The 17,466-nt window shown below is 70.5% G+C and carries 15 protein-coding genes and 1 rRNA gene; 13 read left to right on the top strand and 3 right to left on the bottom strand.

Annotated features, from left to right (window positions below):
- Position 1 precedes the first annotated feature (1 nt).
- From ACIBKY_RS08220 to ACIBKY_RS08230, 3 genes are all read left to right on the top strand, one after another.
- Positions 2-1,822, top strand: coding sequence for a chitinase (locus tag ACIBKY_RS08220; RefSeq protein WP_397095389.1), 1,821 nt, complete (start codon positions 2-4; stop codon positions 1,820-1,822).
- 141 nt (positions 1,823-1,963) lie between these two features.
- Positions 1,964-2,899: a S8 family peptidase gene (locus tag ACIBKY_RS08225; protein WP_397095390.1), complete on the top strand. Its 936-nt coding sequence runs from the start codon at positions 1,964-1,966 to the stop codon at positions 2,897-2,899.
- Positions 2,900-3,079: 180 nt separating this feature from the next.
- Complete coding sequence (locus ACIBKY_RS08230) at positions 3,080-4,471, top strand: hypothetical protein (RefSeq protein WP_397095392.1); 1,392 nt, start codon at positions 3,080-3,082, stop codon at positions 4,469-4,471.
- Here ACIBKY_RS08230 and erm read toward each other — a convergent pair.
- On the bottom strand, positions 4,460-5,278 hold the full coding sequence (erm, locus tag ACIBKY_RS08235) for an ErmE/ErmH/ErmO/ErmR family 23S rRNA (adenine(2058)-N(6))-methyltransferase (RefSeq protein WP_397095394.1): 819 nt from the start codon (positions 5,276-5,278) through the stop codon (positions 4,460-4,462). The two genes, ACIBKY_RS08230 and erm, sit on opposite strands and share 12 nt — an antisense overlap.
- Before the next feature lie 238 nt (positions 5,279-5,516).
- On the opposite strand from erm, the gene ACIBKY_RS08240 reads away from it, so the two are divergent.
- The 9 genes from ACIBKY_RS08240 to ACIBKY_RS08280 all read left to right on the top strand — a co-directional run bounded on the left by ACIBKY_RS08240 (position 5,517) and on the right by ACIBKY_RS08280 (position 15,015).
- On the top strand, positions 5,517-6,578 hold the full coding sequence (locus ACIBKY_RS08240; RefSeq protein WP_397095395.1) for an AAA family ATPase: 1,062 nt from the start codon (positions 5,517-5,519) through the stop codon (positions 6,576-6,578).
- Complete coding sequence (locus tag ACIBKY_RS08245; RefSeq protein ID WP_397095397.1) at positions 6,575-8,374, top strand: hypothetical protein; 1,800 nt, start codon at positions 6,575-6,577, stop codon at positions 8,372-8,374. Before ACIBKY_RS08240 ends, ACIBKY_RS08245 begins: the two co-directional genes overlap by 4 nt.
- 43 nt (positions 8,375-8,417) lie before the next feature.
- Positions 8,418-9,086 carry a response regulator transcription factor gene (locus tag ACIBKY_RS08250; RefSeq protein ID WP_397095399.1) on the top strand — a complete coding sequence of 223 codons (669 nt, stop codon included), beginning with the start codon at positions 8,418-8,420 and terminating at the stop codon, positions 9,084-9,086.
- Positions 9,083-10,495 (top strand): sensor histidine kinase, encoded by a 1,413-nt coding sequence (locus ACIBKY_RS08255; protein ID WP_397095401.1) that lies wholly within the window; start codon positions 9,083-9,085, stop codon positions 10,493-10,495. Before ACIBKY_RS08250 ends, ACIBKY_RS08255 begins: the two co-directional genes overlap by 4 nt.
- Positions 10,496-10,518: 23 nt before the next feature.
- On the top strand, positions 10,519-11,037 hold the full coding sequence (locus tag ACIBKY_RS08260; protein ID WP_397095403.1) for a hypothetical protein: 519 nt from the start codon (positions 10,519-10,521) through the stop codon (positions 11,035-11,037).
- A complete protein-coding gene (locus ACIBKY_RS08265) occupies positions 11,034-12,068 on the top strand; it encodes a peptidoglycan-binding protein (RefSeq protein WP_397095405.1) in 1,035 nt (344 codons plus the stop codon). Before ACIBKY_RS08260 ends, ACIBKY_RS08265 begins: the two co-directional genes overlap by 4 nt.
- Positions 12,065-12,718: an ABC transporter ATP-binding protein gene (locus ACIBKY_RS08270; RefSeq protein WP_397095407.1), complete on the top strand. Its 654-nt coding sequence runs from the start codon at positions 12,065-12,067 to the stop codon at positions 12,716-12,718. Before ACIBKY_RS08265 ends, ACIBKY_RS08270 begins: the two co-directional genes overlap by 4 nt.
- Complete coding sequence (locus ACIBKY_RS08275; protein ID WP_397095409.1) at positions 12,715-13,911, top strand: ABC transporter permease; 1,197 nt, start codon at positions 12,715-12,717, stop codon at positions 13,909-13,911. Before ACIBKY_RS08270 ends, ACIBKY_RS08275 begins: the two co-directional genes overlap by 4 nt.
- A gap of 255 nt (positions 13,912-14,166) precedes the next feature.
- On the top strand, positions 14,167-15,015 hold the full coding sequence (locus ACIBKY_RS08280) for a hypothetical protein (RefSeq protein WP_397095411.1): 849 nt from the start codon (positions 14,167-14,169) through the stop codon (positions 15,013-15,015).
- Between the two features lie 4 nt (positions 15,016-15,019).
- Here ACIBKY_RS08280 and ACIBKY_RS08285 read toward each other — a convergent pair whose 3' ends face one another.
- Entirely contained in the window at positions 15,020-15,739 is a 720-nt protein-coding gene (locus tag ACIBKY_RS08285) for a helix-turn-helix domain-containing protein (RefSeq protein ID WP_397095413.1), read from the bottom strand.
- Between the two features lie 31 nt (positions 15,740-15,770).
- A complete protein-coding gene (locus ACIBKY_RS08290; protein WP_397095414.1) occupies positions 15,771-16,802 on the bottom strand; it encodes an AI-2E family transporter in 1,032 nt (343 codons plus the stop codon).
- A gap of 391 nt (positions 16,803-17,193) precedes the next feature.
- Between ACIBKY_RS08290 and ACIBKY_RS08295 the strand changes: the two genes are divergently transcribed.
- A 16S ribosomal RNA gene (locus ACIBKY_RS08295) occupies positions 17,194-17,466 on the top strand; the annotation flags it as partial.

Here is a 17,466-nt window from a genome sequence, read left to right on the forward strand (position 1 = left end):
GATGCGCCTTCGTCATATCGCGGCGGCCGCCGTGCTGGCCCTCGGCCTCACGGCGGTCTCCGCCACGCCCGCTCTCGCCGCGAACATCCTGAGCAACCCAGGCTTCGAGAGCGACCTCGCGAACTGGACCTGCACCGCCTCGTCCGGAGCCCAGGCGGTCACCACCCCGGTCCACTCGGGCTCCAAGGCGCTGCAGGCCACCCCGGCCGGCGGCGACACCGGACGCTGCCAGCAGGTGATCAGCGTCAAGCCCTCGTCCTCCTACACCCTGTCCGCCTGGGTGCGCGGCGGCTACGTCTTCCTCGGCGCCCTGGGCACCGGCACCACCGACGTCAGCACCTGGACGTCCTCGCCCTCGGCCTACCGCCAGCTGAGCACGAGCTTCACCACCGGCGCGAGCACGACCAGCGTGACCGTCTACGTCAACAGCTGGTACGGCCAGGGCGCCTACCAGGCCGACGACGTGGTGCTCGACGGGCCGCCCGGCACCCCGCCACCCGACGACACCACCCCGCCGACCGTCCCCGGCAACCTCGCCGTGGGCGGCGCCACCCAGAGTTCGCTGTCGGTGAGCTGGTCGGCCTCCACCGACAACTCCGGCAGCGTCGCCCGCTACGAGCTCTCCCGCGACGGCGGCGCCCCCACCTCCGTCACGGGCACCTCGACCACGGTGGGCGGCCTGACCGCGAAGACCACCTACCGCTTCAAGGTCCGCGCCTGCGACGGCTCCGGCAACTGCTCCGCCTACACCTCCGAGGTCCCCGGCACCACGACCGAGGGCGGCGGAGGCGGCGGCCAGCTGCCCAAGCGGGTCATGGTCGGCTACCTGCACGCCTCCTTCGCCAACGGCTCCGGCTACATCCGGATGGCCGACGTCCCGAACGAATGGGACGTCATCAACCTCGCCTTCGGCGAGCCGACCTCGGTGACCTCGGGCGACATCCGCTTCCGGCTCTGCCCGGCGGCCGAGTGCCCGAACGTCGAACCGGAGGCGGACTTCATCGCCGCCATCCGGGCCAAGCAGGCCGCGGGCAAGAAGGTCCTCATCTCCATCGGCGGCCAGAACGGCCAGGTCCAGCTCACCAGCGCGGGCGCGCGTGACACGTTCGTCTCGTCGGTGAGCGCGATCATCGACCGTTACGGCCTGGACGGCCTCGACATCGACTTCGAAGGCCACTCCCTCTATCTCAACTCCGGCGACACCAACCTGAGCAACCCGACCACCCCGGTGATCGTCAACCTGATCTCCGCACTCAGAACCCTCAAGGCGAAGTACGGCTCCCGCTTCGTGCTGACCATGGCGCCGGAGACCTTCTTCGTCCAGCTCGGCTACCAGTTCTACGGACCGGGCCCGAGCGGGTCCGCCGACCGGCGCGCCGCGTCCTACCTGCCGGTGATCCACGCGATGCGCGACGACCTGACGCTCCTGCACGTCCAGGACTACAACTCCGGGCCGATCATGGGCCTGGACAACCAGTACCACACGATGGGCACCCACGACTTCCACGTCGCGATGACCGACATGCTGCTCGCGGGCTTCCCCATCATGGGCAACACCGCCAACGTCTTCCCCGCGCTCCGCCAGGACCAGGTCGCCATCGGCCTGCCCGCGGCGCCGTGGGCGGGCAACGGCTTCACCACGGTGGCCGAGGTCCAGAAAGCCTTCGACTGCCTGGCCAAGGGCACGAACTGCGGGCCGTACCGGCCGCGTGGGGTCTATCCGAACCTGCGGGGGCTCATGACCTGGTCGATCAACTGGGACAAGTACAACTCCTTCGAGTTCTCGCGCAGCCACCGGGCGTACCTCAACGCGCTCGGCTGAGACCCGGGAGGAGCGGGGCTGAGGCTCCTCGGGAGAGGTTTCCGGGTTACCTCCCCCGAGGCGCCTCACCTCGCTCCTCCCGCCTATCCCTTTAGGTGCTCTGTGTAGTCTTATCGGGACTTATCGTGAGCATCGGGGGGCATGATGAGGCGAGTTCTGACGCTCGCCGCGATCCTGGCGATCGTGGCGGGCTGCGCTTCGCCCGAGCCCGATCCGCTCGAACCCCAGCAGTGGGGCCTTCCGGCGATCAAGATGCCCCAGGCCTGGACGCAGGAACAGGGCGACGGCGTGGTGATCGCGATCGTGGACACCGGGGTGGACACCGACCACCCCGACCTCAAGGACAAGATCGTCGATGGCTACGACTTCGTCGACGGCGACCAGGATCCCCAGGACCGCAACGGCCACGGCACCCACGTGGCCGGCATCGCCGCCGCCGTCACCCGCAACGGCATCGGCATCTCCGGCGCGGCGCCCGGCGCCATGATCATGCCGGTACGCGTCCTCGGCACCGTCGGATCGGGCGACCGGACCACGATCGTCAAGGGCATCGTCTGGGCCGCCGACAACGGCGCCAAGGTGATCAACCTCAGCCTGGGCGAGACCGGCCTGCTGTCGCGGCTGCTCAAGGGTGGAACGCTCAGCCCGGCCATCCTGCACGCCTACAGCAGGGGCGCGGTCGTCGTGGCCGCGGCCGGGAACGAGGGCACCGTCAGACAGCCGTACAAGACGGCCACGCAGGTCCTGGTCGTCGGCGCCAGCGATCAGCAGGGCAAGCCCGCCGACTTCTCCAACTTCGGCGCGGAGGACGCCGTCACCGCCCCCGGCGTGCGCATCCTGTCCACGCTGCCGACCTATCCGACCCCGGAGACCCGCGAGAACACCAGCGGGTACGGCCTGCTCGACGGCACCTCGATGGCGGCGCCGTACGTGGCGGGGTTGGCGGCGCTTCTGATCGGGCAGGGGAAGACCCCCGACCAGACCATGAGAGCCATCCGGCAGACCGCGCGGAACCCGACCAAGGACCTGCGCCTCGGCCTGGGCGTCGTCGACGCCCGGGCGGCGCTGGGCGGGTGAGCGAGCTGAGAGTTTCCTGTGAATTTCCCGGCCGGAGCAACGCCTGAGCCAGGCGTCACCGCAGGTAAAAGGAGTGCACAAATGGTGTTGGTAAGCATACTTATCGAGTGTCATGTCTGATCGCGCTTTCGGCGACCCCGGTGGCAGCACCCTCCCGGGTACGGCAGGCTAGAGGCCGCCATGGAATACGCAGTCCTCACGGGGATAGTCCTCGTCGCCGGTGTCGTGCTCGCCCTTCTCGCCCAATGGCGTGACTGGAGACCATCCCTCGTCGTCGCGATCCTCGTGGGCGTGGCCGTACGAACGCTTCTGCTGTTCACCGCGGCCGACGACGCCTGGCAGCCGGTCGACTTCATGGAGAGCTTCAAGCCCGCGGGCGTGGCCATCCTGAACGGCCAGGACCCGGTCCTGGCCAGCGAGGGCGGCTGGCACTTCCTGCCGACGATCCCGTACGTCTACGGCTTCCTGCTCTGGCTGGGCATCCCGTGGGAGTTCGCCGGGCGCCTGGTCACGATCGTGGCCGACATCGCGCTGATCCCGCTGGTGGCCAAGCTGTCCGGCGGCCCCAAGGCCAACCTGCGCGCGCTGCAGTACGCGCTCAACCCGCTGGCCCTGCTGGTCGCGGCCATCCACGGGCAGGTCGAGCCGGTCGCGCTGGCCTTCGGCGTGGCCGCGTTCGTGGTGGCCCGGGGGCCGGGCTCGCCGCACCGGACGGGCGTCACCACCGAGGTGAGGGTGCGCCTGCGCCGCGGCGTCGCCGCCTACGGCTGGCGCAGTGCGCTGGCCAGGGTGATCCGCCCCGGCGGTCTGCTGCACCGCTCGCTCATGCCGACCGGAGACGACCGCCACGACCTGCGGCGCGGCATGTTCGCCGGAGCGCTCATGGGCCTGGCGCTGTGCTCGAAGAGCTGGCCGATCTGGCTGATCCCGGGCATGGTGCTGCTCCTGCCCAATCTGCGGGCCAGGATCGTCTCACTGTTCTTCACCGGCCTGGTGCCGGTGCTCTTCCTGCTCTCGCTGCCGCTCGTGGTGAACACCTCGCTCGGCCAGATCCGCGAAGCGATGTCCGTCATGGGGGACATCCGGCCGATCGTCGGCGACTGGGGCTGGGCCGCGCAGTTCAGCGGCGGCAACTGGGAGCTGCGTCCCGACCTCGTCGTCCCCGGCACCTACCTGATCTACGCCACCATGGTCGCCTGCGTGCTGCTGTGGCGGCGGGCCGACCCGATCGACATGACCATCGCGATGCTGATCGCCTTCATGGTGGTCACGCCCCGGCTCGGCGCGCAGTACCTCATGTGGTTCATGCCCTTCCTGGTCGCCAGGCCCACCCGCTTCGCCTGGCCGGCGATCATCGGCTGCTCGGCCTGGGCCGCCTACGGCTACCTCTACATGACGCAGTTCGACGAGAACACCTGGTGGGCGCTGCATTCGCAGTGGGCGCTCGCCTCCATCGTGCTGCTGCCGATCCTGGTCATGGCGATGCCCTGGAACCGCCGTAATCCGACGGTCCCAGAGCTCGCCACCCCCGTGTCCGCATCCGCCGAGGGGCGGATGAAGTCAGCGGTGTAGCTCCCGGTAGACGGTGATCCACTGGTCGGGGTGGACGTAGCCGACCACCGTGTCGCGCTCGACTCCCGCCTGCCGCAGGGCGGCGTCGACGCCCTGATAGCGGGTCTTCAGCGAGGCGCGCAGCGAACCGCCCACCCCGGTGAACCCGAGCTCGACCAGCTCCCGCCAGGCCGCGCCCGCCTCCACCAGCGGCTCGGGCCGCCGCTCGATGCGCAGGATGCCGGAGTCGACCGCGGGCACCGGCCGGAAGCTCTCCCTGCCGACCCGGCCGAGCAGTTCCCAGTGGAACCACGGCCAGCTCTCCACGGTGACCAGGCTCCACCTGCCGTAGTCGCCCGAGCGCTTGCGGGCGTACTCCAGCTGGGTGAGCAGGGTCGCCGAGGTCATCGTGCGTGCCCGCAGGCACCAGTCGACGATCTTCGACGTGATCGAGTACGGGATGTTGCCGACCACCGCGAACGGCTCCTTCGGCGGCCTGGCCTTGGTGAAGTCGCCCTTGACGATCGTCAGCCCGGTCCTGGCCCTGAGCTTGGCGGCCAGCAGTGGGTCGATCTCGTAGCCGACGACCTCCACGCCCTCCTGCCCGGCCAGGGCGCCGGTCAGGGCGCCCTCACCGGCGCCGGGTTCGAGAATGAGGCCGTGCGGTCGCGCGGCCTTCACGATCAGGTCGATGGCATGCTGATCGACCAGGAAGTTCTGCGAGAGCTCGCGCCGCGCCCTGTCTCTGGGCGTACGGCCGCCGCCGCCGGAGTTCCTGGCCTTCTTCTGAGTGTGGGAAAAGTTACCGTGTGCGAAGTTCTGCGCCACAGCTGCAGCCCTTTCGGGTCCTCGAGATGAATGGGATCTCGAAGGGCCCTGGGCGCGCTTTTACGGACGCGCTGAGAAGCCGGGCAGTCCGCTAGCGAGCCAGAGCCCGGCCGCTGCGGATGCGGATGCTGTAGAAGCAGGTGCAACACATGCCGACGACCTTACGAGGGCGGCGCGAACGCTCGCAACGCATTAAACGGGGTGCGCGGCCCCTGCCCGGTTCGCCACTCTTGTGGGCATGCAGGCAAACGTCACGGTCACCCCGGCGCAGCTCCCCGAGCTGCTGCTGCATGTCGCCGTGGTGCGCCCCGTCTTCCTCTGGGGCGCCCCGGGAATCGGCAAGAGCTCGCTCGTCCGCGAGTTCGCCGCCTCCCTGGGCCTTGAGTGCGTGACGTTGCTCGGCACCCAGCTCGCCCCCGAGGACCTCATCGGCGTCCCCGAACTCGTCGGCGGCCGCAGCCGCTTCGCCCCGCCGGAGTCGATCGCCAGGGACGAGCCCTACTGCCTGTTCCTCGACGAGCTCAACGCCTCCTCGCCCGAGGTGCAGAAGGCCTTCTACTCGCTGATCCTCGACCGCAGGATCGGCACCTACGAGCTGCCCGCCGGCTCGGTCGTGATCGGCGCCGGCAACCGCGCCACCGACAACGCCCTGGCCAGGCCCATGGCCTCGGCCCTGATCAACCGGCTGGTCCACGTACACCTGCGCGCCAGCGCCGACGACTGGCTCAAGTGGGCGGCGGAAAGCGGCATCCACCCCTGGATCGTCGACTACCTCGTCCAGCGCCCCGACCACCTGTGGAGCGCGCCGCCGAAGACCGAGGAGGCCTTCTCCTCGCCGCGCGCCTGGCACATGCTCTCCGACGTCATCACCTCCTACGGCGACGACATCGAGGACGCGATCCTCGCCATGCTCGCCTTCGGCACCCTCACCGCCACCCACGCCTCGGCCTTCCGCGCGTACGTCAAGACCGTCCGCCACGCCTACGACCTCGACGCCGTCCTCAAGGGCGAGGCGCCCTGGCCGCGCCGGCCGGAAGAGCGCGACCTGCTCTACTTCCTGTCGGAGACCTTCCGCGCCCGCCTGATCAAGGAACTGCCCGCCGACAAGCGCGGCGCCTCCAGCCGGGGCCGCGACCTGGCCTTCCGGGCCAAGACGCTGCTGGTCGAGCTGGCCGAGATCTCGCTGGAGTGCGCGCAACTGGTCATCGCCAACGAGGCCGACGGCGCGCCCGCCCTGCCGACGTGGTTCCTCGTCGAGGTCGGCCGCGATCTGCCCCGGCTCTCCGCGGCACGCGCATGAGGAAGAAGCAGAAGCTCGACCCCTGGCGGCTGAAGGTGCACCAGGGATGGGCCATGGTCACCGGGCACCCGCTGTTCGAGGTCTACCGCGCCGGCCTGAACCCGGCCGACGACGGCGATCTGTCCAAGGAGACCTGGGCGACCGTCTCCTGCGACGGCGACGTCCGCCACCACCCGCACCGTAAGGCGGAGCCGGAGGAATGGGCGTGGATCTTCGCCCACCTCCTGCTCCACCTGGGCTTCGGCCACGCCGACCCGCGCAACTGCGCGCCCGGCGACATCGGCGCCGAGGTCGTGGCCTCCTGGCAGCGGTCCAACCTGCCCGACGTCGCCTACCAGGCCGCCTGCTGCGTGCACGTCGAACGTTTCCTGCGCACGCTGAAGCTGGGCCGCTGCCCCACGCCGCTGCCCGCCGAACTGCCGGCCGAGCCCGAGGTCACGCTCTCCGAGCGCTGGCGCAGGATCGGGCTGCCCCCGGAGTACGAGCCGCTCGGCCAGGCCGACTTCCTCATCGGCGACGAGGACCTCGCCAAGCACCTCGACCACGAACGTTCCTTCGCCATCGGCGTGGCCAGGACCGCCACCTCGGCCCTGGAGAAGGCCGGGACCCCGCGCACGACCGGGGAACAGCGCCCCGACGGCCCGTGGGACGTCGCGCTGCGCTGGTTCGTCTCCTCCTACCCGCTGCTCGGCGCGCTGGCCGCGGGGATGACCGTCGTCGCCGACGCCGACCTGGCCCGCGGCTGGGACATCTCGGTCGCCGCGGTCAGTGCCGAGGCCGCGGAGATCTACGTGAACCCGCTGGCCGGCCTCGCCATCGAGGAGTGGCGGTTCGTGCTGGCCCACGAGATGCTCCACGCCGCGCTGCGGCACGGGGAGCGCACGGGCGGGCGGGAGCCGTACGTCTGGAACATCGCCTGCGACTACGTGATCAACGGCTGGCTCGTCGAGATGGGCGTGGGGGAGATGCCGGAAGGGCTCCTGCACGACCCGTCGCTCGCGGGCCAGTCGGCCGAGGCGGTCTACGACCAGATCGTCACCGACCTGCGGCGCCTGCGCAAGCTGGCGACGTTGCGCGGGCGCGGGCTCGGCGACGTGCTCGACCGGCCGCCGCGCGGTGCCAAGGGCTACGTCGATCTCGACGAGTACTACCGCAACGCGCTGACCCAGGGCCTGGTCTACCACCAGACCAGCGGGCGCGGCCTCGTCCCCGCCGGCCTGGAGCAGGAGATCCGCGCGCTCGACCAGCCGCCGCTGCCGTGGGACGCACGGCTGGCACGCTGGTTCGACGAGCACGTGCCGGCGGTGGACAAGCGCCGCTCGTACGCGCGCGCCTCCCGCCGCCAGTCCGCGACACCCGACATCCCCCGCCCCGGCTGGGTACGCCCCGAGGAACTGGTCCGGCAGGCGACGTTCGGCGTCGTCCTGGACACCTCCGGCTCGATGGACGTGAAGATGCTCGGCAAGGCCCTGGGCGCGATCGCCTCCTACGCCATCGCCAGGGACGTGCCCCGCGCCCGCGTGGTCTACTGCGACGCCGCCGCCTACGACGCGGGCTACCTGCCCGTGGAGGACATCGCCCAGCGGGTACGCGTACGCGGCCGGGGCGGCACGATCCTGCAACCCGGCGTGAACCTCCTGGAACGGGCGCCCGACTTCCCGCCGGACGGGCCGATCCTGCTCATCACCGACGGCCAGTGCGACGTGCTGCGGATCCGGCGCGAGCACGCGTTTCTCATCCCGCAGGGCGGCCACCTGCCCTTCCGCGCACGGGGCCCGGTCTTCACCATGAAGTGATGCTTTGATGCTGCTTTGAGGTTGTCCAGGTAATCCTGAGCGCATGGACAGACCGGCCAAGGTGCTCGTGGTGGACGACGAGCCGAACATCCGCGCCTTGCTCTCGCAGACACTCCGGCTGGTCTCCTTCGAGGTCAGGACCGCCGAGAGCGGCGCCGAGGCGATCAGCGCCGCCCGCGACTTCGAGCCGGACATCGTCGTGCTCGACGTCATGCTGGGTGACTTCGACGGCTTCGAGGTGGCGCGGCGCCTCGGCGAGCGCATCCCGGTGCTGTTCCTCACCGCCCGCGACACCGTCGAGGACCGGGTGCAGGGACTCACGCTGGGCGCCGACGACTACGTGGCCAAGCCGTTCAGCCTGGAGGAGGTCGTGCTGCGCATCCGCGCCATCCTGCGGCGCAGCCGCGGCGGCGGCCCGCCCGCCGAACTGCTGAGCTACGCCGACCTGGAGCTGGACGCCGCCGCCCACGAGGTACGCCGCGCCGGCGCCCGCGTCGAGCTGTCGCCCACCGAGTTCAACCTGCTGGAGTACCTGCTGGCCAACGCCGGACGGGTCGTCAGCAAGGCCCAGATCCTCGACAGCGTCTGGCGCTACGACTTCGACGGCGACTCCAGCATCGTCGAGTCCTACGTCTACTACCTGCGCAAGAAGATCCCCGGCCTGATCCAGACCGTCCGCGGCGTCGGCTACACGCTCAGGAGCCCGCGATGAAGCGCTGGACGCTGCGCACCCGGCTGGTCGTCTCGATCCTGGCGCTGACCACGCTCGCCCTCGTGCTCGCCAACGTCGTCGGCGTCGCGCTGCTCCAGAGCATGCTCGTGCGCCGCGTGGACGAGCAGCTCATGGCGGCCTCCACCGGCATCGGGGCGCGCATACAGCAGCCCATACCGGCCCTGCCCCCGGGCGGCTCCGCGTCCGTGAGCCTGGAACGCCTGCTCACCAAGCGGGTCGCCCAGGTCTCCCGCATCATGATCTACACCAACTCGGGCACGCTCAAGGCCACCCTGCCACCCACCAAGGAGCCCGGCCCGGAGATCGACCGGCTGAGCTACGACGGCCCCTACACCGTCCCCGGCACCGAGGGCCCCGGCTGGCGGGTGGTGGCCACCGCCGTCCCCATGGGCGACACGGTCGTCATCGGCACCTCCCTGGCCGACGTGGAGCAGACCCGCACCTCGCTCATCGCCATCGCCGTCGCCGTCAGCGCCGCCGTCCTGGTCCTGCTCGGCATGGCCGCGGATGTCCTGGTACGCCTCGGCCTGCGCCCCCTGACCCGCATGGAGAACACCGCGGCCCACATCTCCGGCGGCGACTTCGCCCGCCGCGTCCCCGACCCCGACCCGCACACCGAGCCGGGCCGCCTCGGCCTGGCCATGAACGTCATGCTCGACCGCGTCACCCACGAGATGGCCGCCAGAACCGCCTCCGAGGCCCGCATGCGCCGCTTCCTCGCCGACGCCTCCCACGAACTGCGCACCCCCCTCACCTCGGTACGCGGCTTCGCCGAGCTGCACCGGCGCGGCGGCGGCGACGCCGACGAGACCATGCGCCGCATCGAGGACGAGGCCACCAGGATGGGCGTGCTCGTCAACGACCTGCTCACGCTGGCCCAGCTCGACGAGGAACGCGCGCTCGAACGCGGCCGGGTCGACCTGCTGGAGGTCGCCGCCGACACCATCAGGGACGCCCGCGCCAGGGTGCCCGACCGGCAGGTCAGGCTGACCGGGCTCGGCGACACGCTCGCCCCGGTCTCGCTGGCCGGAGACGAGGCCCGGCTGCGGCAGGTGGCCGCCAACCTCGTCGGCAACGCGCTGGCCCACACCCCGGCAGACGCCTCGGTGACGGTCCGCGTCGGCCGCGCCGGCGGCATGGCCGTGCTGGAGGTGGCCGACACCGGGCAGGGGATCGACGAGCGGCACGTGCCGTACCTCTTCGACCGGCTCTACCGGGTCGGGCAGGGACGCTCGCGCGCGGACGGCGGCGCGGGACTGGGGCTGGCGATCGTCGCGGCCATCGTGCACGCGCACGGCGGCAGGGTGACGCTCGACACCGGCCCCGGCGAGGGCGCCAGGTTCCGCGTATTCCTACCTGCCTCCGAGGCGGCTCCCAGCCCGCTCTGATCCGGGCCGGACACAGTCGGGCCATGACGCGAATCCTCATCGCCATCGGCGCTCTGGCCGTGATAGCGGGCTGCGGCTCGCAACCGACCTCGGCCGGAGTCGCCTCGGTCGCCTCCGCGAAGCCCAGCGCGTCCGCGAGCGCCACGGCCACCACGACCGCCGACCCGCAGGAACAGGCCAGGAAGTTCGCCCAGTGCATGCGGGACAACGGCGTCGACATGCCCGACCCCGACCCGAACGCCAAGATGGGCGGCCTGAAGATCGACATCAACGACGTCAACAAGGAGGCCTTCAAGAAGGCCTCCGAGGCGTGCAAGCAGTACCGGCCCTTCCGCGACCGCGCCGACCTCAGCCCCGAGGACCTGGAACGGCTGCGCGGATACGCCGCCTGCATGCGCGAGAACGGCGTCGACATGCCCGACCCCGACCCCAACGGCGGCTTCGGCGGCAAGCGCCCCGCGCTCAACGCCGACGACCCCACGTTCAAGAAGGCGGTCGAGGCCTGCCGCGCCAAGTTCCCGCAGCTCGGGGTCCGCAAGTGAGGGCCCTGCGCGCCGCCGCCTGGACGGGCGGCGCGGCGCTGCTGGCCGCCGCCGTGGCCGCCGCCGCGATCGGTTTCGGCGGCGACGGATCCGGTACGGCTATCGCCGCCCGCACCGCCCCCGCCACCGCCAAGGTCACCCGCACGACGCTGACCGAGACCAAGACGGTCGACGGCTCGCTCGGCTACGGCTCCACCGCCGACATCGGCGCTCGCGGCCAGGGCACCATCACGTGGCTGCCCAAGGAGGGCGACACCATCACCCGCGGCAAGGCCGTCTACAGCGTGGACGCCGACCGGGTCCCGCTCCTGTACGGCTCGATGCCGCTCTACCGCACCCTCCAGGACGGCGTCGGGGGCATGGACGTCGAACTGCTGGAGCGCAACCTCGCCAAACTCGGCTACGACGGCTTCGACGTGGACGGCGAGTACACCTGGGCCACCCGCGAGGCCGTCGAGGACTGGCAGGACGACATCGGCGTCCCCGTCACCGGCACGGTCAAGCCCGAGGACGTCGTCGTGGCCGACGGCCCGCTGCGCGTCGACAAGCTCAAGACCGCGCCCGGCGCCGCGGCCGGCGGCCCCGTCCTGACCTCCACGGGCACCACCCGCGAGGTGCTGGTCGACCTCGACGTGGCCGACCGCCACCTGCTCAAGAAGGGCATGAAGGCCACCGTCGAACTGCCCGACGGCACCGAGGTGCGGGGCAAGATCTCCACCATCGGCAAGACCGCCACCACGACCGGCGAAGGCCAGGAGACCACCACGACCGTCGAGGTCACGGTCGCGGTGAGCGGGGTCAAGGGGTTCGACACCGGGCCGGTGAAGGTCACCGTCGTGTCCGGTCAGCGCGAGGACGTGCTGGCCGTACCGGTGGGGGCGCTGTTCGCCCTCGCCGAGGGCGGCTACGGCGTGCAGGTCGTCGAGGGCGCCTCGACCCGTTACGCGGCGGTGGAAGCCGGCCTGTTCGCCGACGGCAAGGTCGAGGTCACCGGCGTGGACGAGGGAACCACCGTGGCGGTGCCCAAGTGATCGCCGAGCTGCACGAGGTCAGCAAGGACTACGGCGAGGTCCAGGCGCTGCGCGGCGTCACCCTGAGCATCGGCGCCGGCGAACTGCTCGGCATCGTCGGCCCGTCCGGCTCCGGCAAGTCGACCATGCTCAACATGATCGGCACCCTCGACCGGCCCTCCGGCGGCACCGTGCGCATCGCCGGGCACGACGTCTCGCAGCTCAACGACCGGGCGCTGTCCGCGCTGCGCGCCCAGACGATCGGCTTCGTCTTCCAGCAGTTCCACCTGGCCGCCGGGGTGCCCGCGCTCGACAACGTCGCCGACGGGCTGCTCTACTCCGGCCCCGCCCTGCGCGAGCGGCGGCGGCGCGCCGGGGACGCGCTGGAGCGGGTCGGACTCGGACACCGGCTCGGCCACCGTCCCCACCAGCTGTCCGGCGGGGAGAAGCAGCGGGTGGCGATCGCCCGCGCGGTCGTCGGCGGCCCGTCGCTGCTGCTGGCCGACGAGCCCACCGGCAACCTCGACTCCCGCTCCGGCGCCGGCGTCATGGACCTGCTGCGCGAGCTCAACGACGCCGGGACCACCGTCGTGATCATCACCCACGACCGCGACATCGCCGCCTCCCTGCCCCGTCAGGTCGAGATGCTCGACGGCAAGGTGATCGCATGACCGCCCTCGTCCCGGCCAGGATGCACGCCCGCGACGTCGTGCGGGTCGGCGGCGCCGGGCTGCGCGCCCGGCCGCTGCGCGTCTTCCTGTCGGCGCTCGGCATCGCCATCGGCATCGCCGCCATGCTCGGCGTCGTCGGCATCTCCGCCTCCAGCCAGGAGGACCTCAACCGGCAACTGGCCGCGCTCGGGACCAACCTGCTCAAGGTCTCGCCCGGCCAGACCATGTTCGGCGACAGCTCCCACCTGCCCACCGAGGCCGAAGGCATGATCGGGCAGATCCCGCCGGTCACCTCCGTCACCGCCACCGGCACCACGACCGCCCACGTCTACCGCAACGAGCGCATCCCCGAGGGACAGACCGGCAGCGTCTCGGTCACCGCGGCCAGGCTCGACCTCATCGGCGACGTCGGCGCCCAGGTGGTCAGCGGCTCGTGGCTGAACGAGGCCACCCAGCGCTACCCGGCCACCGTGCTCGGCGCCAAGGCCGCCGACCGGCTCGGCGTCGTCGAAGCCGGGCCCGACCAGCGCGTATGGCTCGGCGGGCAGTGGTTCACCGTGGTCGGCGTGCTCGGCCCGGCGCCGCTCGCCCCCGAGGTGGACACCGCCGCCCTCGTCGGCTGGCCGGTCGCCGAGGAACGTCTCGGCTTCGACGGCTACCCCACGACCGTCTACGCCCGTTCGCACGAACAGTCGGTCACCGCCGTACGCGACGTGCTCGCCGCCACCGCCAACCCCGCCCACCCCGACGAGGTCGAGGTCTCCAGGCCCTCGGACGTCCTGGCCGCCAAGCAGGCCACCGACGCCACCCTGAACGCGCTGCTGCTCGGGCTCGGTGGCGTCGCCCTCCTCGTCGGGGGCGTCGGCGTGGCCAACACCATGGTCATCTCGGTGCTCGAACGCCGGGCCGAGATCGGGCTGCGCCGCTCGCTCGGCGCCACCCGGGGGAAGATCAGGCTGCAGTTCCTCGCCGAGTCGCTGCTTCTGTCGGCCATCGGCGGCGTCGGCGGCGTGGTGCTCGGCATCGGCGTGACCTCGCTGTACGCGACCCTGCAGGGCTGGCCGTCGATCGTGCCCGTCTGGGCGATGGCCGGCGGGGTCGTGGCCACGCTGGTCATCGGCGGGCTGGCCGGGTTCTACCCCGCCGTGCGCGCGGCGCGCATGTCGCCCACGGAGGCGCTGGCCACGACCTGACGACTCCCACTCGACCGCGCCCTTCCTGACCACCGGACGCCAGCCGCGCAGGGCCCGGCCCGTCTCCAGCGCGCCGGCCAGGTCCTTGAGCCCGGTCAGGCCACGACGGGCCCTTCATCCTGATGCCGGTCTCGCTGTAGTAATCGCCGGTCCCGGCGTCGCCGCACGGAGGGCGATCATTCGCCGTGCCTTGGGGCGCATCACTGTCCGATTCCTTCAAGAATCCACCGCGGCGGCCCCGATAACGTGAGCGGCATGGACATCGTGCGCAGCGCCGCGACATACATACAGCTCAACGCCCGGCTCCTCGACCGCTACCGGTTCGAGGCGCTGTTCGGCGACGGTGACCGGCGGCGGGTCCTGGACGTCCTGCGCGCCTACCAGAACCACGACGGCGGCTTCGGCAACGCCCTCGAACCCGACCTGCGCGGACCCGGCAGCCAGCCGGAGCCCGTCGAGGTCGCCTTCCACATCCTCGACGAGCTCGACGCCTTCGACGACTCCATGGTCAACGCCGCCTGCGCGTACCTCGGCGGCGTGTGCACCCCGGACGGCGGCCTGCCGTTCGTGCTGCCCAGCGTGCGCGACACGCCCAGGGCTCCCTGGTGGCAGACCGACGACGACCCGCCCGGGAACCTCGTGCCCACCGCGTCCATCGCCGGGCTCCTGCACAAGCACGGTGTGCGGCACCCGTGGCTGGTGCGGGCCACCGACTTCTGCTGGTCGGCCATCGCCGCCATCAAGGACCAGACCACCCCGTACGAGGCGCGCGCCGTGGTGCTCTTCCTCGAACTGGCGCCCGACCGGGAGCGCGCCGAGGCGGAGTTCGGGCGGCTCAAGGAGGTCATCCTGGCCACCGTCGCGCTCGACCCCGACGCGCCGGGTGACGCGCACTTCCCGCTGGACTTCGCGCCCGAGCCGATGCGGTTGCCGCTGTTCGCCCCCGACGTGATCGAGCGCCACCTGGACGCGCTGATCGGGCAGCAGAAGGATGGCGGGTGGGGGTTCAACTGGCCGGCGTGGACGCCTGCCGTACAGACGGAGTGGGGTGGTCACATCACGGTCGAGCGGCTCAAGACGCTGCGCGCCTACGGCCGGATCTGACGCCTCAGCCGAGCAACGTCCCCATCGTGACGCCGCTCAGCCGCTTGACGTCGTTGGCCAGATGCGCCTGGTCGGCGTAGCCGCTCGCGAACGCCACCTCGGCCAGCGGCCGGCCCGCGCGGGCCATCCGGAGCGCGCGCTGGAAACGGACGATGCGCTGCAGGATCTTGGGGGAGTAGCCGAAACTGGCCAGGCTTCTGCGGTGCAGCTGGCGCTCGCTGTACCCCAGCTCCCAGGCGACCTCGCGGACCGACCGTCCCGCCCGCAGAGCGGTGGCGATCGCCGGCGCCGCCGCGTCTGGCGCGGGCGTCTCGCCCCAGCGCGCCGTCACGGCCCTGACCATCTCCCGCCGCACCGCCGCCCTTACTTCCGGCGACTCTCCGGTACGCACGCTCGAACCGAGCCGCGCCGCCAGATCGTCCATGACCCCGCCGAGCGCGGCAACGGGGACACGCTGGTCGCGCAGCTCCTCCAGGGGGACGCCGAACAGCCGGCCGGTGGCCCCGGGATGAAAGCGGACACCCACGTAGACGTCTCCCGCGCGCATCGGCGTCGGCATCGGGCCGGTGTCGGGACCGGCCACGTGCAGGCCGCCTGGACCCCAGATCAGGTCGACTGCGGCGTCGGGCACCACGAGTTGTGAGCCGTCCGACTCCGCGACCTGTTCCCACAGCCAGGAGATCCGGCCGGCCAGCTCGGCGTGTGGCGCGCGTTCTATGTACATGGCGTCAGGGAGAACACCTCCGTCGTTCGTGTTATGCCTTGCCGGAGATGAGGGCGCCCGCCCATTTCGCGCTCGGGTCGCTGTCGATCAGGAGTGCCTTCGTCAGCAGGCTGAGCGGGATCGCCAGCAACGCGCCGAGCGGGCCGAGCACGAACGTCCACACGATCAGCGACAGCAACGTCATCGTGGTGGACAGTCCCACCGCGTCGCCCAGGTACTTGGGCAGCACCAGCCCCTGGAAGACGACGTTGATCACGCAGTAGGCGGCGATGACCAGGATCATCTGCTTGGGCCCGCCGTCCAGGAGGGCGAGCATGCTCGGCGGGATGAGCCCGAGGACGAAGCCGATGTTGGGGATGTAGGTGGTGATGAGCGCGAGCACGCCCCACAGCAGCGGCAGCGGGACACCCAGCAGATACAGGGCGATGACATCGCAGGTGGCGCAGATGATCCCGAAGACGGTGGAGACGATGAGGTAGCGCCGTGTCTTGCCGGCGAAGGTGTCGAGGGCGGTGATGATCCCCGGGCGCTCGCCGCGTACCGAATCCAGGATCTTCGTCGTGATCGGCGCGTCAAGCGACATCGCCAGCAGAAGCACCACGATGAGGAACAGACTCGACAGCACCCCGACCAGGCTGGACAGCAATACCTGAGCCGCGCCGAGCAGGCTGCCCGGATCGAACGACCGCAGTGCCTTGCTGAGCTGCTCGTTCCCGAACCCGTACTCGGCGGCGAGGCGCTGCGCCTGGTTGAGCAGCCCCTGGAACTGGTCGGTGTAGGACGGCAACAACCCGGCGAGTTGCGTGACCGAGACGGTCAGCACGGCGACCATGGCCAGCACCACAAGCACCACGATGAGGAACGGCACCGCCACCTGGACCCAGACGGGCGCCCGCCTTCCGGCCAGCCATCCCCGCACCGGAGACACGGCGATGACAAGGACCAGGGCGAGCACCATCGGGCCGACGATCGAGGCCACTTCCCGCAGCCCGAAAAGCACGATCAGTGCGCAGGCGGTGCCAAGCAGCACGATGATCGCGCGGGGTGTCGACCGGTCGCTCACGTATGGGGTACTACCCCCACGATCCCCACCACACCGACACATCTCGTTGATTTGACGGTTCCGGGAGACGTACATAGAGTTCACCAGTCCCACGGGAACGGCCAAGATCGCCGAACCCGGACGGACACCCCCGATTCGACAAGCTCCGGAAGTCGGAGTAAGTTAGAGGGGTTGCCCCGGAGACGGGGTGGTCGAAATTCCCGCAGGTCAGCCCGCGAGTGTCAATTTGACACCAAGCGGACCGGCTGAAAGAATTAAGACACAACGAAATGAGCCGCTGAAAAACGCGTCCGTTTCTTGAGAACTCAACAGTGTGTTAAAAGCCAGTGCATGAAGTATTTCATGCAACACCTCGTCTGGAATATGATGAGTTTTTGCTAGTGTCAAACATCTTATGGAGAGTTTGATCCTGGCTCAGGACGAACGCTGGCGGCGTGCTTAACACATGCAAGTCGAGCGGAAAGGCCCTTCGGGGTACTCGAGCGGCGAACGGGTGAGTAACACGTGAGCAACCTGCCCCTGACTCTGGGATAAGCCCGGGAAACTGGGTCTAATACCGGATATGACCACTCCCGGCATCGGGTGGTGGTGGAAAGTTTTTTCGGTTGGGGATGGGCTCGCGGCCTATCAGCTTGTTGGTGGGGTAGTGGCCTACCAAGGCGAC

It is taken from the genome of Nonomuraea sp. NPDC050394 (assembly GCF_044459065.1).
In the GTDB taxonomy this organism is placed as follows: Bacteria; Actinomycetota; Actinomycetes; order Streptosporangiales; family Streptosporangiaceae; genus Nonomuraea.